Origin of the sequence: Marinobacter metalliresistant, assembly GCF_038098645.1 — a bacterium.
Classification (GTDB): Bacteria; Pseudomonadota; Gammaproteobacteria; order Pseudomonadales; family Oleiphilaceae; genus Marinobacter; species Marinobacter metalliresistant.
On record NZ_CP101118.1, the window covers coordinates 1,582,287 to 1,607,576 of the forward strand.

Here is a 25,290-nt window from a genome sequence, read left to right on the forward strand (position 1 = left end):
TTCCAGAGCTCCAATCCCTGACAAAAACAAGTACTCCAGGAGAAAGATATGTCTGCCAATTCATCAGGTTCCGCCACCTATTCGGGGACACTTGACGGTTCCAATGCGAAACGGGGCCTCTGGTCATCGCGCCTCGCCTTTATCCTCGCCGCCACCGGTTCCGCCGTTGGCCTCGGCAACATCTGGAAGTTCCCCTACATTACCGGAGAAAACGGCGGCGGCGCCTTTGTCCTGATATACCTGATCTGCATTGCCGTGGTCGGTATTCCGATCATGATGGCTGAGGTCATGATTGGCCGCCGGGGTGGCCACAGCCCCGTGAACAGCCTGCGCCTGATTGCCGAGCGCGACGGTCTGAAACCGGTCTGGCGGATGATCGGCGCCGTCGGCGTGCTGGCCGGCTTCCTGATTCTGTCGTTCTATTCGGTGATTGGCGGTTGGGCCGTATCCTACGTTGGAACCGCCGCCAGTGGCCAGCTTGCGGGCCAGTCCGCAGAGGCCATTGGCGCGATATTCTCCGGGCTGCTCAGCGATCCGGTAACCCTGCTGCTGTGGCACAGCGTGTTCCTGGCGCTGGTAATGGTGGTGGTCGCCCGCGGCGTCCGCTCCGGGCTTGAGCGAGCGGTAAGTATCCTGATGCCGGCGCTGTTTGTGCTGCTGCTGATCGTAGTCGGCTACGCCATGACCAGCGGCGGCTTTGGTCGTGCTGCGGCCTTCCTGTTCCAGCCGGATTTCTCGAAGCTGACCACCTCCGGTGTCCTGGTGGCCCTGGGCCACGCCTTCTTTACGCTGAGCCTTGGCATGGCGGTGATGATGGCTTACGGTTCCTACCTGCCCAAGAACATCTCCATCGCCAAAACGTCCATTACCGTGTCCATCATCGACACCGGCGTGGCACTGCTCGCAGGGATGGCCATTTTCCCGATCGTGTTCGCCAACGGCCTGGAACCCGGCGCCGGCCCCGGCCTGATCTTCCAGACCCTGCCGCTGGCCTTCGGCCAGATGCCCATGGGCTCGCTGTTTGGCACCCTGTTCTTTGTGCTGCTGATTTTCGCCGCCTGGACATCCGGGATTTCGCTGCTGGAACCCATCGTGGAATGGCTGGAAGAGCAGAAAGGCATGAACCGCACGGTGAGCACCCTGGGCGCCGGCCTGGTCTGCTGGGCGCTGGGTATTGCGTCGATCCTGTCCCTGAACCTGTGGGCTGACTTCGCCCCACTGGGCTTCGTGCCGATGTTGGAGGGCAAGACCATCTTCGACCTGCTGGACTTCTTTACCGCCAACATCCTGTTGCCGCTGGGTGGTCTTCTGGTGGCAATCTTCGCCGGCTGGGTGATGTCCCGCCAGGCACTGGAGAACGAATTGTCGCTGTCCGCGCCAATGTTCCGTTTGTGGTACGTGACGATACGCTTCATCACTCCGGTCGCCGTTAGCGCGGTGTTTCTCTACAACCTGGCCTGAAGCCGCCCCTGCAGAGCTGTGAAAAAGGGGTCAGATGAAAGCGTTCATCTGACCCCGCCTTCACTTCAGTTGATCCCGGATCAAAATCCGGGGTCAGATGAACGCTTTCATCTGACCCCGACTTAACGCCAGCTTCCGGTCACAGTTGCTTCAGTGCGGCTTCAAGCGTTTCGCCGATGCGGGCATTGAGCTTGAGGTCCACCAGTTCCTCCGCCCGGGTACGGCCGAGGTTAAGCGTTGCCATGGGCTTGCTCCATTCTCTCGCATAGCGGCAGAAACGAAACCCGGAATACACCATCAGCGACGAACCAATCACCAGCAGACCATCGCTGGCCCTGAGCACATCCAGTGCTGAATAAACCCTGTCTTTGGGCACATAATCCCCGAAAAACACCACATCCGGCTTCAGAATACCCTCGCACCTCGGGCAGTCCGCCGGCCGGAAATCCGAGAAATCCACCTCCAGATCGGCATCGCCATCGGGCGCGCGCTCCGCGGTATACCTGCGGAATCCGGGATTAAGATCCACACAACGGTCGTGCACCTCGTCCCGTGGGCAGCGGTAGCCGCAACTCATGCAGACCACTTCATCCGCCCGGCCATGAAGATCGGTCACCGCCCGGGTACCGGCTTTCTGGTGCAGCCGGTCAACATTCTGAGTCACCACCAGGCTGCTGTGGTTCAGCAGCTCGAGGTCGGAGATGTACCGGTGGGAGGGGTTGGGCACAGCGTTACGCATCACTGGCCAGCCAATCAGGCTACGGCCCCAGTAGCGCTGGCGGGAGTGAAAATCCTCCATGAACGCGTGGTGCTGAACCGGCTGCTTGCGCTTCCAGGCACCGTCGCCATCGCGGTAATCCGGAATGCCGGAATCGGTGCTCACCCCGGCACCGGTGAGAATCAGCAGCCTTGGGTGGCGATGGATAAACTCCGCCAGCAACGCTCCCGCCTCTTCCGGCTCATGTAACACCGGCGGCTGATCCGGTTCGGGCAGACGCTGACTGGAGCTGAAAGGTCGGCTGCGGTGCGTGGTTACAGGCATACAAACTCCGGTTTCTCAGCCCGGCTTGCGGGCCACATACACGGTGTTGAACGATTCCCTGTTCTGAAACGGGTTAAAGAAGGATACGACGTGGCAGACGACATCGGTGAATACTTCATTCAACACGGCCATGAATTTTTCATCCTCGCCCTCGTTCGACCACATGGCGAACACGCCCCGGGGCCGGAGTTGCCGGGCCATCAGGCGAAGGTTGTTGGCGGTGTAGAAGCTGGCACTGGAGTCATGCAGCAAGGCCCGGGGCGAGTGGTCGATATCGAGGAGGATGGCATCGAATGGCTTGCCGGGGTTATCGGGATCAAAGCCGCCGGTTTCGGGGTCGGCGATAGCCAGGTCAAAAAAGCTGCCATGAACGTAGCGATTCCGTGGGTCGGCATTAAGGTCTTTGCCCAGGGGCACGAGCTCTTTCTGATGCCAGCCAATCACAGGCGCGAGGTATTCGACCACGAGCAGTTCGTCGACCCGCTGGTGTTTGAGAGCCGCCACGGCGGTGTAACCGAGGCCGAGTCCGCCGACAACCACACGGAGGTTTTCACCTTCGGTTTCGCCCAGTCCGATGTCGGAGAGGGCAACTTCGGCGTCCACGAACATGCTGGACATGAGGAATTCCTCGCCCAGCTTCACCTCGTAGATATCCCGGTCGCCAATCGCCGGAATCCGACGCCGGCGCAGGGTGATCTCACCGATCACCGAGGGTTGGCTGTCAATTTGCTCGAAAAGCAGTCCCATGTGTTCTGGCTCTTATGGTATCCGGTGGAAACGATAAATCTGAGTTTGCCGTCCCCAGCCTGAAAATCTGTGCAAGGAACGGTTACTCCCCATTCCGCCCAGGGGCGGACTCACCGAAACATGCTGCAAGAGTCTTTCGCATCTTCTCTGCGCCCAGTTGTTCCATCAACTCAATGTTTCTCTGCGGAATCCCATCCACATCCGGATAACTGTCAATCGCCGCTTCCAGGCTGGCTTCGCGCAACAGGTGCAGCATCGGGAACGGTGAACGGTTGGTGTAATTCTCCGCAGCACCCGACTCGGTGCCCTCAAACTGGTAATCCGGGTGGAAACTGGCGATCTGGTAAACACCTTCCATATCCAGATACGCCAACAAACCATCCGCAGCATCCAGAAATTCATTGTAGGAAGCAAAGTCCTGCAATACACCCGGGTGAATCAACAGGGTGGTTTCTATCTCCGGTTCGTCCTCCAGACGCTGAAGCTCCGAGTGAAGAGCGTGAAGAAGCTCATCTTCGGTCCCTGCATCCGACACCACAAACCGAACCCGGTTCCGGACCAGTTCCCGTTTGGCGAACGGGCACAGATTGTAGCCGACGACGACATCTTCGACCCATTTGCGGGTTGTGTTAACTATTTCAATCTCGCCCATGTTCTTTTCCTTAAAATGACCGAAGGCTACTCACAAGATTGAAGCGGGCGTGTGGGCCTGGCTTTCCAAAACTGTGCGGAGCCATGGATGGCGGAGCCCAAGCGTCACATGGACGTGCCGCAAGGAGCGTGTTTTGGAAAGCCAGGCCCACATGTCCGCCCGCACCCAGAGTCTAAGTCTTAGAGGTACCCCTGGCTACGAAGATAGTCGTCATAAGACCCACTAAAGTCAGTAACACCGTCGGCCTTAAGCTCAATGATGCGCGTAGCCAGCGAAGAAACAAACTCCCGATCATGGCTGACGAAAATCAGTGTCCCCGGATAGTTCTCCAGCGCCAGGTTCAGCGCCTCGATGGACTCCATATCCAGGTGGTTGGTGGGCTCATCCATCAGCATCACATTGGGCTTTTGCAGAATCAGCTTGCCGAACAGCATCCGCCCCTGCTCGCCGCCCGAGATCACACGGACAGATTTGGCGATGTCGTCGCCGGAGAACAACATGCGCCCCAGGGTACCCCGAACCAGTTGTTCGCCCCCGGTGGTCCACTGGGCCATCCAGTCAGTCAGGCTGTCATCATCGGCAAAATCTGCGGTATGGTCCTGGGCGAAGTAACCAACTTCAGCGCTGTCGGTCCACTTTACTTCGCCGCTGTCGGGCGCGTAAGCGCCGGACAGGCACTGCAACAGGGTGGTTTTGCCGATGCCGTTGGGGCCGATGATCGCTACCCGCTCACCGGCCTCAACCTGCAGGTTCAGGTTCCTGAACAATGGCTTTTCATCAAAGCCCTTGGTCATGTTCCTGAGGGTCACGGCCTGGCGGTGCAGTTTCTTGCCCTGCTCGAAACGGATAAACGGGCTCACCCGACTTGAGGGCTTTACCTCTTCCAGCTGGATCTTGTCGATCTGGCGGGCGCGGGAGGTGGCCTGTTTGGCCTTCGAGGCGTTGGCCGAGAAGCGGCTGACAAACTGCTGCAGCTCGGCAATCTGGGCCTTTTTCTTGGCGTTGTCTGACAACATGCGCTCGCGAGCCTGGGTAGCGGCGGTCATGTATTCGTCGTAGTTACCCGGGAACAGACGCAGTTCGCCATAATCCAGATCCGCCATGTGCGTGCACACGCTGTTCAGGAAGTGCCGGTCGTGGGAAATGATGATCATGGTGCTGTTGCGGGCCACCAGGATGCTTTCCAGCCAGCGGATGGTGTTGATGTCCAGGTGGTTGGTGGGCTCGTCCAGCAGCAGTACGTCCGGATCGGAGAACAGCGCTTGAGCCAGCAGTACCCGCAGCTTCCAGCCCGGCGCCAGGACGCTCATGGGGCCATTGTGCTGTTCCAGCGGGATGTCGAGGCCGAGCAGCAGCTCACCAGCGCGGGCGTCGGCGGTGTAGCCGTCCATTTCAGCGAACTGCACCTCCAGGTCCGCCACGGCCATGCCGTCTTGCTCGCTCATTTCCGGCAGGGAGTAGATGCGGTCCCGCTCTTTTTTAACGTTCCACAGTTCTTCATGGCCCATAATGACGGTGTCCAGCACCGAGCAGTCCTCATAGGCGAACTGGTCCTGGCGCAGTTTGCCGAGCCGGGTGTTGGGCTCCAGCATGACCTGGCCGGCAGAGGGCTCGAGGTCACCACCGAGTATCTTCATCAGCGTGGATTTGCCGCAGCCGTTGGCCCCGATCAAACCATAGCGGTTGCCGTTGCCGAATTTCGCAGAAACATTTTCAAACAGGGGCTTGGCCCCGAATTGCATGGTGATATTGGCGGTGGAAATCAAGAAACAAACCTGTCGATGTGGGGCCGGCCGGGCGCCGGCTAAAAGAAAGCCGGCATTGTACAGGTTTGCAGGCAGGACTGTGAGGCCGCAGAAACACGGATAAAAAGCACTTGCCTCCGGCGTGCGGTCCGGGCAGCATTCCCATTCTGACTAACCCATTCATCCGACAACAGGATATTGAACATGGCACAAGCAACCGCACGCCACATTCTGGTAGACAGCGAAGCAAAATGTGAAGAACTGAAAAAAGCCATCGAAGGCGGCCAGGATTTCGCCGAAGTGGCAAAGCAACACTCTTCATGCCCCTCCGGCCGAAACGGCGGTGACCTGGGCTCTTTCGGCCCGGGCCAGATGGTTCCCGAGTTCGACCAGGCCGTATTCAACAGTGAGCTGAACACCGTGATCGGCCCGGTCAAGACCCAGTTCGGCTATCACCTGCTGGAAGTGACCAGCCGCAACTGATCTGATTCTCAGGAGCCGAGCGTCCAGGGGTTGGACGTAATCGGCTCCGCGCCGGCATCCGTCACCAGAACTGTCTCACTGCACCCGATACCCCATTTCCCGGGCACGCGCAGGCAAATCGGGAGATGGAACACCATTCCGGGACTGAATTCCGTGTTACCACCACGTGCGATAAAGCCCGAACCTTCCACCCAGGAGGGCGGAAACTGGGCACCTACGGTGTAGCCAAATACGCCGGAGAAAAACACGGTGCCGGCAAGGGGGGCCAGGGCTTTTTCCGCTGCATGGGCGGCAGAATCAAAGGTCACTCCCGGTTTCACTGCCGCCAGAAGGGCGTCCACAACGCGTCGACAACCGTCGAACACCTGTCGCATTTCCCGCGATGGCGTTCCGGCCACCACCGTTTGCATCATGGGTGCTGTGTAGCGCTGCCAGGAGGAACCGAACTCCAGAAACACCGGCTCGTCCTGCTCTATCCGGCAGCGTTTGTGGTTGGTGTGAATCACGCTGCTGCGCCGGCCTGCGGTTACGATGGGTTGCATGCTCATGAACTCACTGCCGGCTTCCAGGAGGGCCCGGGCACCAACTGCGGCAATGTCGTTATCCGTTAACCCTGGCCGGACTTCGGCAGCCGCCGCTTTTAACCCCTCTGCGGTGATACGCGCACTCTCGCGCAAGTACTGGATTTCACCCGCGGATTTGACAATGCGAATCTTCTTTACGAGGCCGCCACTATCAACAAACCGAACGCTGGAGAGCCTTGCTTTCAGGCCTTCAAGCACGCCCTGCCGGAGCGAACCGTGCCAGGCATCAATCCCGACAATATCCGCGGAACCATTGAGGGCATCAATCAATGGTGACAGCACTTCGCCAATGCCTTCCCACCGGTAGCCGGTAACGCTGGTAACCCGGGTGGTCACCATGGCCGGCCCCATTTCAATGGACGGCACCTGCAACAGCAGGGATGAGCCGGTGACCAACAGGGCAACGTGAACGGAGACCTCAAAAGTACTGTAACCGGTCAGATAAAAAATATCGGAAGGGTCTGTCAGCAGCAGCGCGTCCATGTCTTCAGCGGCCATCCGGTCCCTAACCCGGGCAAGCCGATGGTCAAATTCTTTCGCTCCGAAGGGGCATTCAGAGCCCCTTAGTTCTGCCGGAAGCGCTTTCTGATAGGCGTTAAAATCCATGGTCGCACCTCCTCGGTTACTCTTAACAAGGAGAGTGGACCCGAATTTGCATTTTCACAAATTTTAGAGAACTTTCAGCAGCATTTACTGGCTGTTTGCGGGCGCCGGTGAAAGAAACTGCGCCAGTTGTCTGCCAACGGATTCGATCGGGTCGGTAATCGCCTGCTGGATGCTGTTGGTAACAACCTTTGAGAACGCAGCACCGGCGGGACTTTCCAGGAACCCCAGATACAGGTTCATTTCCTGGGCTCCGATATTCTCGTAGGTATAGAGATAGCTGTCGTACACCTGCTGGCCGACGACACCTGTCAGCATACTGCGCTGGCTTTCAATGCGTTGCCGGAGCTGATCGTAATTGACCGAATCACTGCTGAACGCAGCCATGGCCGTTGCCAGCCCGAGTTGTACTGCGATGGTTGTATCCACCGCGCTTTCAGTAGCGCGGGAAGCGCGATCAAAGCGATCAAACATGTCCGCTTTGCGGGTGCCCTTGTATTTGCTGTTCAGTTCCGGAGCGCGGGCCTGGATCTGCTGCCAGGCAGTGGGCGCGGAAGCGGCAATCTCGGCGGCGGAAATCTTCCTTGCAACCGGTGTTTCATACCAGTCCTGCACCGCTTCAAGCTGTGCGTCCGTCAGTTGTTTTTGCAAATCGGTAATAATCTGCTGCTCAATATCAGCGGCCCTGAAACTGTTGCTCACCACATTACCGATCGTATCCGCCACCACTGGCGGCAACCGGCCGCTCCGTTTCAGACCTTCCCGAATGCCCTGGCTCATCATGGCAGGATATCTGGCGACAATATCGTCAACAGGTGATGCCGCCAGAACCTGGCGGGCATCCGGTGCCGCCTGGACCGCTCCGGCAAAGAGCAGGGCTGTGACTAAAAGAGGTTTAACTAGGGCAAATCGCTTCATTTACCTATCATCCCGGACGTATTGTTGATTCCCTTATGCCATGAGTGTGATGCATGCAGCAAGCAATCCCTCGGTCCCGGAGATGACGGTTTGGTAGGAATGCGGAAGAAACCTCGCCGGAACAGCAGACGCCGCCGGACGGCCATCGAGACCTGGAGAAGCCGGACCAGATGGTACGGACTGCCGGTGCTGGGTTTGCTGATGGCCACCTGGGCCACTTTGCGGTTCAGCCTGCTGGCACCGGATCCTCCGGCTAACCCGGAGAACCTGTGCGAAATCTTCCGGGAACATCCGGTCTGGTATGACTACGCCCGCGAATCCGAGCAACGGTGGGGCACACCGATCGCCACGCAAATGGCCTTTGTCTACTACGAATCGTCCTTCCGCAGCCATGCCCGCCCGCCGCGCTCGCTGCTCTGGGGCTTTATTCCCTGGACCAGACCGACAACCGCCTACGGCTATGCCCAGGCCCTGGACCCGGCCTGGCAGGAATACCTGCAGGCCAATGGTGAGGGCTGGTTTACCGTTCGCACCGATATGGAGTACGCGCTGGATTTTGTCGGCTGGTACAACCATCTGACCCACCGGCAGCTGGATATTCCGTTTTCAGCCCCGCGGCAACTGTATCTCGCTTACCACGAAGGCCGGGGTGGTTATGCCCGTAAGACTTTCGTGCAGAAACCGGCCGTGACGGCCCTCGCCTCCCGGGTGCAGACCCGGGCCTTTCGATATGACCATCAGCTCAAAACCTGTGAACAGGAGTTCCAGTGCTGGCGCTGGTACCAGTTCTGGCCTTTCTGTGGCTGAATCCCGTTAAGGCGCTGTTCTGATCTCCAACTGGGGTTCAAGCGCCTGCAGCCGCTCCACCAGATACTCCATGACAATCCGGACACGAGCCATCTGCTGAGTATCCTGGTTCACATGCAACCACAGATCCACACTCTCGCCTTCCAACGGGTCTGACAGGCGACGAAGCTCACGGGTACCTTCACCCAGATAGCACGGCAATACCGCCAGACCGGCGCCCGCCCTGGCAAGGGCATGCATGGACTGCAGGCTGTTGCAGCGAATGACAGATGCCACGTTCTTCAGATGCTTGCGATACCAACGACCCGTGGCCAGATGGCTGAAGGTTTCATCGGGAATAACCCACAGGCAGGCCTCCGGATGATTCTCAATGTCCATGTTGCGGTTTCGCCGACAATACCGCGCGGAGCCGTAAACCGCCGATTCGATGGCTGCAATCCGCTCTCCTTCGAGGGTTGCCTGCGGCTTGTTTTCCGGCCGGAGCGTCAGGTCCGCTTCCCGATGGCTGAGGTTGGCCACGTCGTTGTCCGTCAGAATTTCCAGCTCAATATCCGGAAACTCCCGCACCAGCTCCGCCAGTATCGGGCTGAGCAACTCATTCATCATGGCGTCTTCGGCTGCCAGGCGCACCTTGCCGACCGGCGCGGAGTCCTGCCCCACCAGTTTGCGTTCGAGATTTTCCATCTCCACTGCCAGCCGCTCGGCTTCCCGAAAAGCCGTTTCACCCACTGGTGTAAGCTGCAGTCCGTCTCTGCTTCGCTCAAAAAACTGCACACCCAGCGACTCCTCCATCTGGTCAAGTCGCCGTAAAACAGTGGTTTGGTGCACACCCAGTAATTCACCGGCCTTGGCAAGCGTTCCGCCTATTGCCAGAGCCCTGATATATCGAAGATAATCCCAGTCCATAGTTACTGCATATTTGCAACGTGAGTACGGATTTTAACGTATTTAAGCTGCAAATAAGAACCCTTAGAATACCGTGTAAATTAAAGGTAGATAACTAACTAGTCCACCCGATTAGATTAAAGGAGGAAGGCGCTATGACTCAGAACCATATCGCAACCGTTCACCCGCTGCCGTCCAGTATCCTCCACAACAGTGCTGAGGTCAGGCGCCAGTATACCCGTGCTGCGGCAAAGCAGGCGGTTCAGTTTTTCAGTCGCAAGATGCGGAGCTTCAACCGGAAAGCGGCACAGGTTGCTCCGGACATGACCCGGATGCAAGGTGGCCACTGAGCCAACGCTGAAATCCGGCATGAACGCGAGGACCGCGCAGGCTGGAAACAAAACACAGGGATTTGAAAACGCCGGCGGCACCCGAGGGGCCACCGGTGTTTTACGTCAGGGGATCAGAACTCCCAGACTACCTTTTTCTTCTGGCTGAACCAGCCGTCCATTTTTTGGTTGTAGAAGTCTTCGATCACATTCCGCTTGATCTTCATGGTCGGCGTCAACATGCCGTTCACCATGGTCCAGGGCTCCCTGACCACCACTACGAACGCCACCTTCTCGTGGGATTCACACTCCGCGTTCACCGCATCCAGCTCAGCCGCCAGTTCCTGCTCCAGTTCACTGCGATCGGCACCGGTTTCCAGTTCACCCCGCGCCTCCTCCGAAAGCAGGATCATCAGGCACGGCTGCGGCTGGTTGGCACCGGCAACACAGACCACTTCAGCTTTGGGGTGGTTAAAACGGTTTTCAATGGGAACCGGAACAACGTACTTGCCCTTCGAGGTCTTGAAAAGGTCTTTCACCCGGCCGGTTATCCGGAGGCTGCCATCCCGGTCAATTTCTCCCAGGTCTCCGGTTTTCAGGAAACCATCCCCGGTGAGATCTTCTCTGGTTTTTTCATCATTCTTGTAATAACCCAGCATCTGGCCAGGGCTCTTTACCTGAACCTCGCCCCCCTCGCCAATGCGATGTTCCACACCCGGATTGGCCATACCGACAGAGCCAGCCCTCGCCTGACCCGGCCGGTTGGCGTGGGAGTAGCCGAAATTCTCGGACATCCCGTAGACCTCCAGCAACTCCAGCCCGAGATTCCGGTACCAGTTGACGATGTCGGCTGACAGGGGCGCGGCACCCGTGAGGGCCGCCCGACAATGATCCAGCCCCAGTTGCCTGAGTACTTTCTTTTTAACCAGGCCACTGACGATGGGAAGGCTGAATAGCAGCTTCTGTTTTTTGGGCGGCAATTTGGCGTTTACACCCAGATAGAACTTCATCCACAGGCGGGGAACGGAGAAGAACAGCGTCGGCCGCGCCCGCTGAAGATCTTCCTGGAAGGTATCCAGGGAATTGGCGAAGTACAGATGAAAGCCGTAATACAGGGACTGGGTTTCCACCGCCGCACGTTCTGCCACATGGGCCAGCGGCAAATAGGAAAGCATCCGTTCACCGGAAGAGACCGGGAACAGTTGCTGCAACCCGTCTGCCACCGAAATCATGGTACGGAAACTGTGCATCACCCCTTTGGGCCGGCCGGTACTGCCGGATGTGTAAACAATGGTCGCCAAGTTATCCGGGTCTGGCAGCTTCGGTTCCGCAGGCTCCTGGCCGGCGATGATCTCCAGCCACTTTGGCGTGTCGTCCCTTGGTGACATGGGCAGGGAAATAAGCGGCAAATCGTCCGGAATGTGGTTTTTGATGTCGTTCCAGCCGTCTGCCATACCATCGAGCTTACCGAGGAACAACAGTTTTGCCTCGCAGTGCTCAAGCACATAGGCCGCAGTATCACCATTGAGGGTGGGATACAGCGGCACCGACACGTGGCCGGCGGCCCAGATTGCCAGATCGGCCAGGATCCAGTGCGCGCTGTTCTTGCCCAGGATACCGATATTGCTCGGTTCGGACAGGCCCAGTCTGTTCAGGTAAGCTGCCATCCGGGACACCTGGTCAGCGGCCTGCTTCCAGGTGATGCCCTCAACACGGCCATCCGGGTATGGCTGGGTCAGGTAGACATGATCGGGGGTTTCCTCTGCCCAATAATACAGGCAATGGAGTGAGGTCTGCTTCCGGGGATCTACCGCCATAAACGGCTCCTTTGTTGTTATTGTACTGCCTGTTTCAGATTCTGAATTGCTGTTCATACTAGCGCCATTTCACCCGCACTCAATAGCATTTAATGCCCGGGCGATTGGCCAATTAATACTTCCGTGAGAACGGTCTCTCAAAAGCTTTCGTGACATTGGTCAAGTTTGATCTACAGTGAGGACTGTGGCGTATGCGTTCCATCACTTTAGGAGGTGACCATGAGAACATCGAATCGCTCTTTTCTGATTTTTCCCGCCTGGGGCGTTATCCTCACGGGTTCGGCAGCGTTCCTCTATTGCGCTTACGCAGGCTTGCTGGGGACCTGACCCTCAAGCTCCAGTCCTGGACTGGCCTGATCCGACACCAGACAGGACACTAACGTCGAAACCTGGTTTCAAGGACCACCGCCGAGTTGGTCCGCTCCACCCCTTCCAGGTTACCAATATCGTCCAATACGGCACTCAGTTCCTCCAGGGACTGGGCCTGGACGATGGCAATCAGATCGTACTCACCGCTTACCGAAAACAGTTGTGACACCTGGCTGATACCCTCCAGCGCCGTGTTTGTCCGGCCAGTCAGTTTCTGGAACACCTTGATCGACACATGAGCCTCAACCTGACTGGCCGAGAATTCCCCGCCCAGCTGAACCGAATAGCCCCGAATGACGCCGCTGGCCTCAAGGCGGGAAATGCGATTCTGCACGGTTGAACGGGACACATGCATGGCTTTGGCGAGCTCCGTGATACTGGCCCGGGCATTCTGGCGTAACAGCATCAGCAGCTTCCGGTCCTGCAGGTTGATCATTTTGTCAATTCCATTTTTCATTTTGACTTAATTGTAGACCATTTCGACCTTTCTGAAACTGCAATTTGTCATTGCCTGCTCTCATACTGTGCCAAAACAATGCTCAGGACGCTGGCCATGATTATCCGACCTATAACCCCCTGGGATCTCGATGCGCTCTATCGCATTGCCGTTGAATCCGGCCCAGGCTTTACCTCGCTGTTGCCAGACCGGGATGCCCTTGCGCGAAAGATTGACCATTCCGTATCGAGCTTCGCCAGGCCCGTCACCGCACCGGGTGATGAGCACTACCTGTTTGTCCTGGAGGACAACGCGACCGGAGAGATCCTCGGCACGACCGGTATTGAAGCCGCAGCTGGCCTGAACCGGCCACTCGTCCACTTTCGTCGCAATGCGGTTATCCAGCACGCCAACGTCCGCCGGATGCGGCACACTGAGGAAAGCCTGACCCGTTGCCAGCACTACACCGGCTGCACCGAAATCTGTTCACTCTACCTGCGACCAGGGTTTCGTCGGGCCAATGCCGGCAAACTTCTTTCCCGGGTGCGTTTCCTGTTCATGGCACTTCACCCTGAGCGGTTCTCGGACACCGTCATCGCGGAAATGCGGGGTGTTTCAGACCAGGCCGGGCGGTCTCCATTCTGGGACTGGCTGAAACACCATGTTGCCGACCTGGACTTTGCTTCAGCCACACAACTGGCCTGCACCGGGCACACCGGCTTTATTGAGGAATTCATACCCGCCATGCCGTTCTATACTCAACAGATGAGCCATGCAGCCCGGGCGGTTATCGGCCAGGTTCACGAAGACACCCGCCCGGCCCGGCACATGCTGGAACGGGAGGGCTTCCGGCATCAGGGTTTTGTCGATCTCCTTGACGGCGGCCCGACACTGGAGTGCCCGAAGGCGGAGATCGCCAGTGTGCGCAACACGCACATGGGCAAGGTTCAGCTTCACGCGGGGACAAAGTTCCCAGAGAATGATGAGAGTGCGGGCTATCCATCCGCCATCGTTGCCAACGCCAGCTGTTCCGATTTCAGGGCAACCGTGACCGACCAGGCGTATCCGGAACCCGGAGCCGGCCGTGTTGTGGTGGCAGCCCGACTGGCAGAGCATCTGGCTCTGGGCGATGGCAGCCCGGCCTGCTGTCTTCCTCTGGCCGCAACCCGCCAACAGTCACAGCCTGGTCAGCAGACCCGCCATACACACGCCACCGAGGAGATTCACTATGCATACTGATCCGGACACACTGTTCGCCCGGCTCTGGGAGTCCTATCGTCAGGTGACCCCTTCCGCCGAGCGCATCCACAAGATCCTGGGTGCCGAAGAAGGACAGGCCATCGTCAATGACCACATTGCACTGCGCACCTTCAACCTCGATCCGGTGCGGCTCGGGGCCCTGGCTGAACACTTTCTGAGCCTTGGTTACCAGCAAGGCGGCGAATACCGTTTTGAGGCCAAGAAACTGTACGCCCGGCATTATGAGCACCCCTCCAGGGAACTCCCCAAGGTGTTCATATCGGAGCTGCTCGTTGATCAGTGCTCACCGGCATTACAGGCCGTGGTGAAAAACCTGGTGGCTCAGGTGCAACCGGACGCTGTTAAGGCCGATAATTTCCTGTATTCCGGTCGCCACTGGACGATTGATTACGACACGTATCGGGACCTCCTCCAGGAAAGCGAGTATGCCGCCTGGATGGCTGCCTGGGGCTATCGTGCCAACCATTTCACGGTCAGCATCAACCATCTGGAACAGTTCCGGACGGTGCCGGACATTAACCAGTTGCTAAAAGATCATGGTTACACGGTGAATGCGTCCGGCGGGGAGGTGAAGGGATCGCCGGAAGATCTGCTGGAACAGTCCTCAACCATGGCAGACAGGGTACCTCTTACCTTTTCCGATCAGGCCGTGACAATCCCGAGCTGCTTTTACGAGTTTGCACTGCGGTATCCGAAACCGGACGGCGAGCTCTATTCGGGATTCGTGGCGGCCTCGGCAGACAAGATTTTCGAGAGCACCAACGCCGCGGGCTGAGGAACTTCTCGCCCGCTCACTCCATCCAAAACCATCTCGTCAAGACCACCCCTGCTCACCGAGCAGGGGGACAAAACGGACAGCTCCGAAGTCCTCGGTTCTGAATTCGCTCTCCGAAACCCGGGTTATCCGCAGTAACGACTGCACGGAATGCTCGGAGCCAACCGGAATCACCAGGCAGCCGCCAACAGCCAGTTGATGCTTTAACGCCTCGGGCACCGCAGGCGCACCGGCGGCCACGATGATGCCATCGAAGGGCTGGTGTTCTGGCCAGCCCAGGGTGCCATCACCGCAGCGGACCACCACGTTATCAAACCCTTCCGACGCCAGGGTTCTGGTTGCCCGTTCCGCCAACTCCGGCACTCTTTCCACGCTGAAAACCTCACTGGCGATACAGGCAAGAACGGCAGCGGCGTAACCCGACCCGGTTCCGATATCCAGCACTTTTTCGCCCCCCTGAAGCTCCAGAGCTTCCGTCATTAACGCCACGATGTACGGCTGCGAAATCGTTTGCCCGGCGCCAATGGGCAGCGGCCCGTCATCGTAGGCACAGTCCTGCATGCTCTTTGGTACGAATTTCTCCCGTGCCACCCGGCCCATGGCCTCAAGAACCAGTGGCGACCCGACTCCCCGGGCGACGAGCTGATACTCCACCATAGACGCTCTCCGGGACTGGAATTCACTGCCCTGTGTCATTGTCTGCCTACCCCTCTGGTTAACGCCTGCGACCGCCGACGTCCGCTGAATCACCGAAGCTTCGGCAACCACTTACCGGCGGTTACAAAGCAGTAACTTTTTTACAACGGCGGTCACCGCATTATCTGACTACTTTTTACTCACCGACAGTCACAGAAACAACCGCCGAACGCAAAAACAATAAAACGAACAACGGGCTGAGAACCAGGGACCCCGTTGTTGAGGAGGAAAAATGTCAACATCCGTTAACCACCTCGACGAGCGGACGCGGGATTCCGCCGAGCTGCTTGAAGAAATCATGCCCTCTGCCATTACCCTGGCCATGATGCTTCGACACCGGAAAATGGCGGCGTGGCTGCGTACCGAATTTGATGGCTATCAGGACCTGGAGGCCGCCCCGCCCTATCGGCGGCAATTGCATGGACATATCGTTGCCAAGTCTCCCCAGTATGGCTGGATTCCCGCACCGATGGAGGATCAGCAAAAGAAAGAGTTCGGTTACACGGACCTGCTTGAGGGCGTGAAAGCCCTTGAGAAAGTGTGTGTCAATTGCAAGAAGGGCAGTGGCAATCGCGTACTGCTGGCCAAAGAAGACATGGCAGTCCTCCAGAAACAGATCAATCTTACTGCCGAACTGGCCATCAATCTCAGCCGGGACGTCTACTGCCGCCTGCTGAGGACTATCCGGGGAGCGATCTACCTCTGGACCCAGGAGCTCATGGCCGAGGGTATAGCCGGTGAACACAACCACTACAGCCCCGATGAGCGTGCGAAAGTGGCGCAACTGGATGACCCCGAGAAGTTCTGGCGCCGGGCCCTGGAAGAAGTGGACAACCTGCCGATACCAGACGTTCGTGAGGCCGGATTCTTTGAACGGGTATTCGGGCGCGCAGGCTAAAGGACGCTGACAATCCCGACGCTGCTCACCAGGAGCAGCACAGCTCCGAGCATACGGAAGAAAACCGGCGTCTCGGCCCGGAGAATGCGGTCGTGGGCATAGAGACCGATCACGTGGCCCACGGCTGCGCAGGGCAACAGCCAGAGATGGTGGATAAGCTGGAGATCCACGCCGGCCCAGACGAATGCTGTCATTTTGATCAGTACCAGAATGAACCAGAGTGCAAACAGCGTGTCACGGAGCTTCTCCTTCGGCAGGTGCTGTGCGGCGACCGCGATAATCAGCGGCGCCCCGATCAGGGACGTGCCACTGATGTAGCCCCCCACCATCAGAAACACCGTATCGACGGTTTTACTACCGCTGCGGAACGGCCGGTTGATGATATAGGACACCGAATAGAGCGCGACGATCACGAAGATGATGGCACTGAGAATATCGGAAGGCATGGTGATCAGGCCGAACACGCCAATCAGCTTGGGCACGATCATGATCCCGAGGATCCGCCACAGGTACTGCCAGTCAACGGTTCCGGCAGCTGTGTCACGAGGCTGCCCGGCTCTGGTGCGATTATTCATCCAGATGGTCAGGGATGAAAATACCAGCAGATGAACCGCGATAATTGGGAGAAACACCAACGGCTCATCAAGAACCAGCAGAAGAAACGGTAAAGATAGGACGGCACCACCAAATCCCAGCCCGGACCGGACAAAGCCGCTCCAGACAAAAATAAGGGCAATCAGCAGATAGTGATAGTTTGCGAGGTCTGACATGGAATCCCTGTTGAAAAATGGACCGGCCTTTTTCCGAAACTGATCTAAGCTCTGGTAGTTGCGAAGAAAAACAATAGCAAGCGGAGGATGTTAGTTAATGGCCCTGTCCTGGAAACAGAAGTTTATGCTGTTGATTGTTGCCACACTGATCGGGCTGGCGATTGCCACCATGGCGTCCCTGAGCGGGCTCGGCAAGGTGTCGGATGCCTATGAAGCACGCGGACAGGCCAGGTCCTATGAATCCGCTTCCCTTACCCTGCTGAACAGCTGGCTCGCGCTCGAAAGGCTGAGCGAGAGTCTTGCGCCGGAACAGGTTGATAGCTACCAGGAGCAACTTGAGTCCCTGTCCGAACAGGCATCAGCGCTCAGCGAATCCGCCGGCGCCCTGTCGGATGACGCTATCAATATCGCTGCTCAAAAAATCCGCCAGCAGGTTGCGGAGTATACCCGACTTCGGACCGAATGGCTGGCCCTGAACCGGCAACTGGGCCTGACCGCCGCCGACGGGCTAAGGGCGAAAATGTCCCGGGCCATCGACGATGGCCTGCGGAAGATCAGCATCTCGATCTTCAACGACGACATCAATACCATTTCGTCCACCTATCGGGATTATCTCTCCACTTTCGACGCCTCCTACGCCCAGGCGACCCGCGAGGCACTTGAGCGAATGCAGGCTACTGTCCGGGACATGGAGTGGCAGGAAATAGACATCGGTAAGGCCGTACAGGCATTCGATGACGCATTTACCCGGGCCGGGGAGCTTATCGCCTCACTGTCCACTATCGAAAACCAGCTGGCAGACGCCGGTGCCAGCATTCGCAGTCTGATCACCGAGCAGAACAATCTGCTCCGGCGCGGGCTTATCGTCGCCACCAGCGAGCGCGCCGAGGAAGCCCGGACTTCCTCTACCTGGCTGATCATTATGACCGCAGCCGCCGTGCTGGTCATTCTGGTGCTTACACTGACAGCCGCCTCCAGAACTCTGGTAAAACGACTCAATGACGCCGTGCACCTGCTCACCCATGTCGCCGGGGGCGATCTCAGCCAGCGGCTCGAACCGGGCAAAAATCCGAATGATGAGTTCAGCCGGCTGGGCCAGGCCGCCAACAAGATGCTGGACGATGTGTCCCGCGTAATAGGCCAGGTAGTTGAAGGCAACCAGACACTCTCCAGTCTTCAGGTTGAGCTGGACGCGCTGGTCGATCAGATGGGGCGCAATGGTGAGCAGGTTGAAGATGAAACCGAGCAGACCGCCACCGCAGTTCAGGAAATTTCCCACACTGCGGTGGACATCGCCCAGTACACCCAGTCGGTCAACGAAGCCGTCCAGAACGCCAACGACGCTGCCCATTCCGGCGCCGGGGTTGTCAGGCGCAGCGCAAAAATCATGAGCGAACTGGCCGAGCGGATCCAGAAAACCCACGATCAGGTCGGCCAACTGAGCAAGACCGGTGAGAAGGTCAACTCAATCGTCGGCGTGATCAACGGCCTGGCGGAACAGACAAACCTGCTTGCCCTCAATGCGGCCATCGAAGCAGCGAGGGCCGGGGAAGCCGGGCGCGGCTTCTCCGTGGTCGCCGATGAAGTCCGGTCTCTGGCGGAAAAGACGGTTTCCGCCACCAATGGCATTGCCGAGATCGTGGACTCACTGAACCGGGAAACCTCGGCCATTACCACCCTCATGAAGGAAGGGCTGGATTCCGCTGGCAACGGCGAAGAAAGCTCCAGAGAAGCGGCTCATTCGATCGAGCAGATCACCGGCTCCATCCGCCAGCTGGCCGGGGATATGAATCAGGTAGTTTCTTCGGTTGAGGGAATTTCAACCACAACGGAAGAGATTGCACAGAAGGTCGAGCAGATTCATGGCCACACCCGGGAAACCTCGGACATTCGCCAGAAACTCAATGCCCACATTGCGCGACTGTCTACGCAGGTAACGTCACTGACCCAGGCATCGCAGGGGTTCCGGCTGTAACAGGCCAACGGAGGATAGCTCTGGTTGCACAGCCTGGTTATGCAGCATGCAACGGCTTAATCCGACTAACCTCCTCCTTGACCGATTGAGCCGCCGTCCACAAATCAACAGCGCGCTGTGCATTCAGCCAAAACTCTGGAGAGTTGCCAAACAAACGTGCCAGCCGAAGTGCCATTTCAGGGCTGACAGCACGGCGTTCACGCAACAGTTCATTAACTGACTGACGAGAGACACCCAGAGACTCAGCCAGCCCTGTAACCGTCAGATCATAGTCCGGCAAAAAATCCTCTCTCAGCATTTCACCAGGATGGGTCGGCTTGCGCTGCATGCCGGTAGTGTTAGAAATAGGAATAGCCATAGTCATCACCTCACTCAGTGGTAGTCACTCACTTCGACCTCGTACGCATCGCCATCGTCAAAACGAAAACAGATACGCCACTGATCATTTATTGCAATCGAGTGCTGCCCATGCCTCTTTCCGCAAGGTGGGTGAAGGCGATTGCCGGGCGGCACTTTCAAGTCCTCCAGCTGTTCAGCCAGATTGACGTATTCAAGTTTTCTGGCAGCTCTCGGAGCGATATCCGCAGGAAACCTTTTTGACTTACCTTTGGAGTACAGCTCTTGAGTTCGTTTGTCAGCGAAGGATTTGATCATGCATTAAAGCGTATTGCGTCACGTGACGCGTGTCAACAAGGTGAGATACGCCTGCGTAACGCCCGGCTCACGCGCCGGTTTGGAGCGGCAAAGCGGCGGAAAATCGGTCGCCGTGCAGCCGCCGCAGGTTATGTTTCGCCTTCATCAAGCTCAGACATCCGCAACAGTTGGCTCCTGCGCCGCACAGTTAGAATATCAATCTGGTCTTTGGCACTGTAAGCCTCTTCGAGCACCTCCAAACGCTCTTGCATACTCTCGTACTCGTGGACATCCAACAGCACTGCGACGTAAGCAATGGATTGGACTCCTCCTCACCTCACCGGCATCTACGTGCCAAAATGGTGAGTGATCAGTCATCACTAAAGTAACGCACCTATTTATCAACCCATTCGTACAGCGGCTTTCCTTTGTCGACTATATGCACTGTGAAGATTTTTAACGGCATGTCGCCAACCACTTTGAATCCAGCATGAGGTACGCCACGCTCGTTTATGATGGGCGCGCCGGTAGGAATCTTAATTGGATCTTTACCGGGTAGCTGGATCATTCCACCCTGAACGAAATAACCTGATTCGACTCCGTGATGGAAATGGCGCCCGACAACCTCGCCGGGTTTGTATTCACTAATTGACGATATCACCTCCATCCCGGGCGAACCAGAAAGGTCAATCCGCTTAAGCTCCTTTCTATTTTCCGAATCTTCGGCCAGGGCAGGCCCTACAAGAAGGGCGCCGAGAAAAATCGCAGTAATACTGAGTAGCCTGATTGTTTTCATCGCAGCTTCCTCCACTATTAATTCTCAATTAGTTCTCATTCCAAATCGGCAAGGCCATTATGTAGGGCCATGTCCCGAGCGGCAACGGAATGGAGGCGAAGCCGCAATGTAGAATGTAGTAGACGTCGCCGTGACTGGCCTTGTCAGGGCCATTACGATATAGTTGTACGGGCTTTCCGTACATAATGGTGGAGTTATGGATATCATCAGTGTAAACAAATTCAGAGACAACCTGAAAAGCCTTGTAGAACAGGTTATTAGTAGGCACGAACCCCTCAAGGTGACGCGTCGCGCCGGAGAGGCTTTCGTGATTATGAGTGCTGAGGACTGGGAAAGAGAACAAGAAACCCTGCATGTTCTTCAAAACCGAGACCTGATGCAACAAATCGCGGCCTCCCTCGATACTCACGGCCGCGGCCAAGGATACACACCTAATGATGAGCAGATGAATGAGATCACTGGTATTTGAGGGCAGCACCTGGGAAGCCTATGAAAAGATGCGAGAGAAAGACAAAAAGCTGCACGAAGCACTCTGCAAACTGCTGAAAGAAATGCTCCGCTCTGACGACCCGTCAACGGGCATCGGAAAACCTGAACCGCTTAAGCACAACTTATCAGGCTTGTGGTCAAGGCGCATCTCACAGAAAGACAGGCTCATATACCGATTCGACGACAAATCCATTTATGTTTTCGCCATTGGAGGGCACTACGACCAGCTCTAACCGCCCGCCATCACCGGTGACAAATCCGCGGCGAAGCGGAGGTTTTGGCATCCGGTGAATGGGTTATGTGGTGACTAACTTCCAAACTATCGGGACGAGTACCTACCACCCATTCAGCTTGATCCCATTATCCCGAAGGTGCTCACCTTCTTTCTCTAAGTATTCATCTACCCATTGAGAATAGCTCGACTTCTCGTTGTTGTAAGGCCCGGCCTCGTACCGTCCTGCCTCAATCGCATTCTCGCTCCGGTTCATAATCCACACTACGACGGTTCCGCCCGGTGCCAGACCAAAAACCAAGGCATCCCGAGGGTATTCCACTATCTCTCCAAAGCTTTCAAAAGGTGCAACTTCCTTCATCTTTTTGTAACTATTCAGTCGGTTTCATTTAAAACGTTCTGATCATTATCTGGTCGCGCCGTCATGAAGGCCGGCATACGCCCCTCGAACAGGGACATCAGCGCATCGGAGGCCGTCAGCTGCTGCTTGCGCGCCGTGGACAGATAGCTGCGCACTCGGCAGAAGATCTCCGCGCCTTCGATTGAACGGAAGCCGCCGGATACTTTCTGCTGCACCTTGAGCATACGGATATCCCGCTCACCCTGGTTGTTGGTGAAGGGTACCGCCGGATCCTCCACCGGTTGCAGCGTCTTGCCGATACGGCCCGGCTGTCCGCCCGGCTTGCGCTCGCTTTTGGGCCGGCTCTTCTTGAGTCGGTTGGGATCCTGGGAGGGGGGCTTGCTGCTGTTGGCACTGTTGGTGTTGATCCGACCGGTCAGAATCTGGATCAGCACCATCAGCAGCTCGATTGACGCCCGCCAAGACGGCGTCAACATCGATGTTGCTGATCTTCATGAACCTGAGTACCGTCGAGTGATGGGCTATTATCGCACGACTTTTTCAGGCTGGATTTTTCCTCCTGAGGGCCGTTTTGAACGATCTTTTCGTTGCCGGCACGCTCGGGGATGTATGGCAGCTCAAGACCGCAATGAAGGAAGAACAGGGGGGTTGAGCGCGATGTTACGGCAATGGGGCGAGTGTGGGTGAAGTTCTGCAAAACCGGGCAAAAACCCTGTCAAGAACTTTTTTCTGAGAATGAGCTGAATAGTTACTGCTTTGCTTTGCTTTCCCATACAGCGTGAGCTATACCCTTCTATGAGACTGCCTGGGGTTGTCTCAGGTTGGTCGTGCCCCAGTCAGGAGGGCATCCCATGAAAACCGCAATCCACTGGACGTTTGCTGCCTTGGCAACGTTCATCCCTATCGGCACGGCGACGGCGGAAATCCTGGCCGTCATGAATTACGAAAGTAAACCGGCAGACCAGCTCAAAAGCCTAAAATTATCGGGTGACACAACTCGGCGCGAGGGTCTGGCGATCATCGATGTCGATCCAGAGAGCCCCAATTTCGGTAAGATCGTCTCGGATATCCCGATAGACCCCGCGACGGTCGCGCATCACATCTTCTACGACCGAACGATGAGCAAGGCCTACATCACCGGCCTGCAACAGCCTGCGCTTCAGGTTCTTGATCTCACGACGAACCCCTACCGTCTCTCCACGGTCGAAACGCCACCGTGCAACGTGGCCGAGGACGTCATCCTCGACGAAGCGAACGAGCGCTGGTATCTGACCTGCATGGGCTCCGCCAAGGTGATCGTCGGCGATGTAGCGAGCGACGAAGTGTTAGGCGAGATTGAGTTGCCGGGCACCTACCCGCATGGTCTCGCCATCAACAGTGCTATCGACCGCATCCTGGTCACCTCTACCATCACGGCGGACCTGACCAGCCCGGACGAGTTTATCTCGGTGGTGCGAGCCTCCGACCTCAAGCCGCTCGGCAAGATCAAGATGTCGGATGCCGAGTCGCCCTCCAAGGTCGCGCCCGTCGAGGTGTTCTTCGTGCCTGGTGCCGAGCCGGCGACGGCGATCGTGACCAACATGTTCGGGCATACGCTCGAGGCGCTGGTCTGGGATGAGGGCGCGCAGGACTTCATTCGCGAGACGATCTTCAACTTCGCAGAGCATGGCGCCGCTGTGCCGCTGGAAATCTACTTCAACGACGACACGAACCCCGATCGCATGTACGTTACGACGGCGATGAAGCCGGGTCACCTGCATATCTTCGACATCTCGGAAGGCCCAACGAAGCCGAAGCTGCTGAAGCAGGTCGTCACGGCCGACGGCGCACACCATGTTGGGTTCACGCCTGACTTCAGGTACGGATTCGTCCAGAACTCGTTCATCAACCTGCCGGACATGAGGGACGGCTCGGTCTCGGTGGTGGATCTCGAGAGCGGCGAGGTGGTCGCCTCGATGGACACCCTCAAGAATGCCGGGTTCAACCCGAACTCGCTCACGCTCCTGCCGGAGTGGAACCACCTAGCCGGACACTAGGCAGGTGATGCACTGGGGGGCTGCGCTGGCAGCCTCGCTGGTTCTCGCACCGTTCCAGGCCCAGGCCCATGCCTTCGGCGCGCGCTACGACCTGCCGCTGCCGCTCGGCATGTATCTTGCCGCCGCGGGGATAGCGGTGGCGGTCTCGTTTCTCGGCGCACTGCTCTTCCTCCGTGTCGGGCGGGCGCGCCCTCTGCATCTGGACATCCCGATACCCGCCAAAGTTCGCCGCGCATTTTCGACAGCGCTGGGTATTGTTGGCGTGCTTGGGCTGGCCGTCCTGCTCGGTGCGGCATTCTCCGGGCCGCAGGAGGCCGTGCGCAATTTCGCGACCGTCTGGGTCTGGGTGATCTGGTGGGTCGGGTTCGTGCTCTTCTCGGCCCTGGTGGTCTGCCTCTGGCCGCAGATCGACCCATTTCGCAGGCTTGCGGCGTTCTCGGTGTGGGGAACCGGACGGCCGTGGACCGACAGTGCGGCCAACCTACCGTCAGCTTTCGGCCTGCTGGCGCCGGCAGGGCTGCTGGCGATCGCCTGGATTGAGCTGATATCTGACTGGTCAGAAGATCCGCATGCGGTGGGCCTGCTGGTGACCGCCTATCTCGTGGTCGCGCTCCTCGGCGGGCTAGCCTTCGGGCTACAGTGGTTCTGTGTGGCAGATCCGCTAAGCCGCATTTTTGAGGTGCTTGGCCGGGTTGCGCCGCTCTCGGTGGTCAGCCGCAAGGCCCTGCGCTTGCGCCCACCGGGGGAGGGATTGCTGAACAGGTCAGAGCCGATCCGTGGCGAGGTGGCGCTGGTCACCGGGCTCATCGGGATTGTGCTCTTTGACGGCTTGTCCGAGACTCCGGTCTGGGCCGCGGTGCTGGATTTCGTGAGCGACTCGCAATCTCTGCGCCCGGCGCTGCTCTGGCTGCGCGCCCAGGGCGCGGATTTGATCCAGGTGATTCGCACCATCGGGCTCTTGGCGACCATTGCCGGCTTTTATGGCGCCTACTTGCTGTTAATCTTACTGATGCGAATGCTGGCCGGCGCCAGGCTCACGATCGGTCAGCTCGCGCGAGCCTTCGTCGGTACGCTCCTGCCTATCGCAGTCGCCTATCACCTTTCGCACTATATCTCGTACCTCCTGATCGCCGGACAGCTGGTCTTCCCTGCCGCCTCCGACCCTTTCGGCCTGGGGTGGGACGTCTTCGGTACGCAGAACTGGTCCATCAACATCAGCGTGATCGGAGCAAGGCAGATCTGGTGGATCGGCTTCACGGCCCTGATCGCGGGGCACGTGCTTTCCGTCCTGGTCGCGCACCGGCGCGCACTCCAGCTCTTCAAAGACTCGCGGCGGGCGGCGCTTTCGCAGATCCCGATGACCATTGCCATGGTCGGATTGACGGTGCTGAGCCTGTGGATCCTCTCACAGCCAATCACGAAGTGATTAGAACATAAGCTTGATTCCGCAACCGGCCGAGGTTTAACTGGAAATGCCCCGGCTTTTTTTCT

27 protein-coding genes and 2 pseudogenes are annotated in these 25,290 nt (G+C 57.7%); 12 read left to right on the forward strand and 17 right to left on the reverse strand.

The features are described from left to right. Positions 1–48 precede the first annotated feature (48 nt). Positions 49–1,461, forward strand: a complete 1,413-nt coding sequence (locus NLK58_RS07345) for a sodium-dependent transporter (protein ID WP_117617906.1) — start codon at positions 49–51, stop codon at positions 1,459–1,461. 139 nt (positions 1,462–1,600) lie between these two features. On the opposite strand, the gene NLK58_RS07350 is transcribed toward NLK58_RS07345, so the two are convergent. The 4 genes from NLK58_RS07350 to NLK58_RS07365 all read right to left on the reverse strand — a co-directional run bounded on the left by NLK58_RS07350 (position 1,601) and on the right by NLK58_RS07365 (position 5,668). Continuing rightward, on the reverse strand, positions 1,601–2,503 hold the full coding sequence (locus tag NLK58_RS07350; RefSeq protein ID WP_117617907.1) for an NAD-dependent protein deacetylase: 903 nt from the start codon (positions 2,501–2,503) through the stop codon (positions 1,601–1,603). Between the two features lie 15 nt (positions 2,504–2,518). Beyond that, the gene (locus tag NLK58_RS07355; RefSeq protein WP_117617908.1) at positions 2,519–3,250 is read right to left on the reverse strand and encodes a spermidine synthase; all 732 of its coding nucleotides are present in this window, start codon (positions 3,248–3,250) and stop codon (positions 2,519–2,521) included. Between the two features lie 82 nt (positions 3,251–3,332). After that, on the reverse strand, positions 3,333–3,902 hold the full coding sequence (locus NLK58_RS07360; protein WP_117617909.1) for a DUF1415 domain-containing protein: 570 nt from the start codon (positions 3,900–3,902) through the stop codon (positions 3,333–3,335). Between the two features lie 179 nt (positions 3,903–4,081). Next, on the reverse strand, positions 4,082–5,668 hold the full coding sequence (locus NLK58_RS07365) for an ABC-F family ATPase (RefSeq protein WP_117617910.1): 1,587 nt from the start codon (positions 5,666–5,668) through the stop codon (positions 4,082–4,084). 183 nt (positions 5,669–5,851) lie between these two features. On the opposite strand from NLK58_RS07365, the gene NLK58_RS07370 reads away from it, so the two are divergent. Then, positions 5,852–6,130: a peptidylprolyl isomerase gene (locus NLK58_RS07370; RefSeq protein WP_117617911.1), complete on the forward strand. Its 279-nt coding sequence runs from the start codon at positions 5,852–5,854 to the stop codon at positions 6,128–6,130. Between the two features lie 8 nt (positions 6,131–6,138). On the opposite strand, the gene NLK58_RS07375 is transcribed toward NLK58_RS07370, so the two are convergent. Together NLK58_RS07375 and NLK58_RS07380 are read right to left on the reverse strand one after the other, a co-directional pair. Then, positions 6,139–7,320 (reverse strand): Xaa-Pro peptidase family protein, encoded by a 1,182-nt coding sequence (locus NLK58_RS07375; protein WP_117617912.1) that lies wholly within the window; start codon positions 7,318–7,320, stop codon positions 6,139–6,141. An 84-nt stretch (positions 7,321–7,404) separates the two neighbouring features. Continuing rightward, complete coding sequence (locus NLK58_RS07380; protein WP_117617913.1) at positions 7,405–8,235, reverse strand: DUF2059 domain-containing protein; 831 nt, start codon at positions 8,233–8,235, stop codon at positions 7,405–7,407. A 99-nt stretch (positions 8,236–8,334) separates the two neighbouring features. Here NLK58_RS07380 and NLK58_RS07385 point away from each other — a divergent pair, with 99 nt between their 5' ends. Then, positions 8,335–9,042, forward strand: a complete 708-nt coding sequence (locus NLK58_RS07385; RefSeq protein ID WP_117617914.1) for a lysozyme-like domain containing protein — start codon at positions 8,335–8,337, stop codon at positions 9,040–9,042. A gap of 6 nt (positions 9,043–9,048) precedes the next feature. Here the strand turns inward: NLK58_RS07385 and NLK58_RS07390 are convergent, their stop codons facing one another. Continuing rightward, complete coding sequence (locus NLK58_RS07390) at positions 9,049–9,948, reverse strand: LysR family transcriptional regulator (protein WP_117617915.1); 900 nt, start codon at positions 9,946–9,948, stop codon at positions 9,049–9,051. 134 nt (positions 9,949–10,082) lie between these two features. Here NLK58_RS07390 and NLK58_RS07395 point away from each other — a divergent pair, with 134 nt between their 5' ends. After that, positions 10,083–10,277, forward strand: coding sequence for a hypothetical protein (locus NLK58_RS07395; protein ID WP_341582439.1), 195 nt, complete (start codon positions 10,083–10,085; stop codon positions 10,275–10,277). A gap of 113 nt (positions 10,278–10,390) precedes the next feature. Here the strand turns inward: NLK58_RS07395 and NLK58_RS07400 are convergent, their stop codons facing one another. Further along, positions 10,391–12,073, reverse strand: coding sequence for an AMP-binding protein (locus NLK58_RS07400; protein WP_341582440.1), 1,683 nt, complete (start codon positions 12,071–12,073; stop codon positions 10,391–10,393). A gap of 376 nt (positions 12,074–12,449) precedes the next feature. Beyond that, complete coding sequence (locus NLK58_RS07405; protein WP_117617918.1) at positions 12,450–12,878, reverse strand: Lrp/AsnC family transcriptional regulator; 429 nt, start codon at positions 12,876–12,878, stop codon at positions 12,450–12,452. 117 nt (positions 12,879–12,995) lie between these two features. Here NLK58_RS07405 and NLK58_RS07410 point away from each other — a divergent pair, with 117 nt between their 5' ends. Beyond that, positions 12,996–14,117, forward strand: a complete 1,122-nt coding sequence (locus NLK58_RS07410; protein WP_117617919.1) for an arginine N-succinyltransferase — start codon at positions 12,996–12,998, stop codon at positions 14,115–14,117. After that, a complete protein-coding gene (locus NLK58_RS07415; RefSeq protein WP_117617920.1) occupies positions 14,107–14,913 on the forward strand; it encodes a DUF1338 domain-containing protein in 807 nt (268 codons plus the stop codon). The genes NLK58_RS07410 and NLK58_RS07415 overlap by 11 nt, the downstream gene beginning before the upstream one ends. A 39-nt stretch (positions 14,914–14,952) precedes the next feature. Here NLK58_RS07415 and NLK58_RS07420 read toward each other — a convergent pair whose 3' ends face one another. Continuing rightward, positions 14,953–15,609 carry a protein-L-isoaspartate(D-aspartate) O-methyltransferase gene (locus NLK58_RS07420; protein ID WP_117617921.1) on the reverse strand — a complete coding sequence of 219 codons (657 nt, stop codon included), beginning with the start codon at positions 15,607–15,609 and terminating at the stop codon, positions 14,953–14,955. 232 nt (positions 15,610–15,841) lie between these two features. On the opposite strand from NLK58_RS07420, the gene NLK58_RS07425 reads away from it, so the two are divergent. Then, positions 15,842–16,507, forward strand: coding sequence for a hypothetical protein (locus NLK58_RS07425; protein ID WP_117617922.1), 666 nt, complete (start codon positions 15,842–15,844; stop codon positions 16,505–16,507). On the opposite strand, the gene NLK58_RS07430 is transcribed toward NLK58_RS07425, so the two are convergent. Next, on the reverse strand, positions 16,504–17,277 hold the full coding sequence (locus NLK58_RS07430) for a TSUP family transporter (protein ID WP_341582442.1): 774 nt from the start codon (positions 17,275–17,277) through the stop codon (positions 16,504–16,506). The genes NLK58_RS07425 and NLK58_RS07430 overlap by 4 nt on opposite strands. Positions 17,278–17,374: 97 nt before the next feature. On the opposite strand from NLK58_RS07430, the gene NLK58_RS07435 reads away from it, so the two are divergent. Next, positions 17,375–19,252: a methyl-accepting chemotaxis protein gene (locus NLK58_RS07435; protein ID WP_117617924.1), complete on the forward strand. Its 1,878-nt coding sequence runs from the start codon at positions 17,375–17,377 to the stop codon at positions 19,250–19,252. A gap of 37 nt (positions 19,253–19,289) precedes the next feature. Here NLK58_RS07435 and NLK58_RS07440 read toward each other — a convergent pair whose 3' ends face one another. The 3 genes from NLK58_RS07440 to NLK58_RS07450 form a co-directional block, all read right to left on the reverse strand. Further along, complete coding sequence (locus tag NLK58_RS07440) at positions 19,290–19,610, reverse strand: HigA family addiction module antitoxin (RefSeq protein ID WP_227539468.1); 321 nt, start codon at positions 19,608–19,610, stop codon at positions 19,290–19,292. 14 nt (positions 19,611–19,624) lie between these two features. After that, positions 19,625–19,906: a type II toxin-antitoxin system RelE/ParE family toxin gene (locus tag NLK58_RS07445; protein WP_117617925.1), complete on the reverse strand. Its 282-nt coding sequence runs from the start codon at positions 19,904–19,906 to the stop codon at positions 19,625–19,627. A gap of 373 nt (positions 19,907–20,279) precedes the next feature. Continuing rightward, positions 20,280–20,681: a hypothetical protein gene (locus NLK58_RS07450; RefSeq protein ID WP_205422276.1), complete on the reverse strand. Its 402-nt coding sequence runs from the start codon at positions 20,679–20,681 to the stop codon at positions 20,280–20,282. A gap of 196 nt (positions 20,682–20,877) precedes the next feature. Between NLK58_RS07450 and NLK58_RS07455 the strand changes: the two genes are divergently transcribed. Continuing rightward, the gene (locus NLK58_RS07455; RefSeq protein WP_117617926.1) at positions 20,878–21,150 is read left to right on the forward strand and encodes a type II toxin-antitoxin system Phd/YefM family antitoxin; all 273 of its coding nucleotides are present in this window, start codon (positions 20,878–20,880) and stop codon (positions 21,148–21,150) included. After that, positions 21,131–21,403, forward strand: coding sequence for a Txe/YoeB family addiction module toxin (locus tag NLK58_RS07460; RefSeq protein ID WP_117617927.1), 273 nt, complete (start codon positions 21,131–21,133; stop codon positions 21,401–21,403). Before NLK58_RS07455 ends, NLK58_RS07460 begins: the two co-directional genes overlap by 20 nt. A gap of 102 nt (positions 21,404–21,505) precedes the next feature. On the opposite strand, the gene NLK58_RS07465 is transcribed toward NLK58_RS07460, so the two are convergent. The 3 genes and pseudogenes from NLK58_RS07465 to NLK58_RS20605 all read right to left on the reverse strand — a co-directional run. Next, positions 21,506–21,763, reverse strand: a complete 258-nt coding sequence (locus tag NLK58_RS07465; RefSeq protein ID WP_341582443.1) for a DUF2931 family protein — start codon at positions 21,761–21,763, stop codon at positions 21,506–21,508. Between the two features lie 14 nt (positions 21,764–21,777). Then, a pseudogene (locus NLK58_RS20600) lies at positions 21,778–22,032 on the reverse strand (transposase); the annotation flags it as partial. An 81-nt stretch (positions 22,033–22,113) separates the two neighbouring features. Beyond that, positions 22,114–22,239 (reverse strand): annotated as a pseudogene (locus tag NLK58_RS20605) (hypothetical protein); the annotation flags it as partial. Positions 22,240–22,614: 375 nt separating this feature from the next. Here NLK58_RS20605 and NLK58_RS07475 point away from each other — a divergent pair. Next, a complete protein-coding gene (locus NLK58_RS07475) occupies positions 22,615–23,799 on the forward strand; it encodes a YncE family protein (RefSeq protein ID WP_117617929.1) in 1,185 nt (394 codons plus the stop codon). A gap of 7 nt (positions 23,800–23,806) precedes the next feature. Next, positions 23,807–25,225, forward strand: coding sequence for a hypothetical protein (locus NLK58_RS07480; RefSeq protein WP_341582444.1), 1,419 nt, complete (start codon positions 23,807–23,809; stop codon positions 25,223–25,225). Positions 25,226–25,290 lie beyond the last annotated feature (65 nt).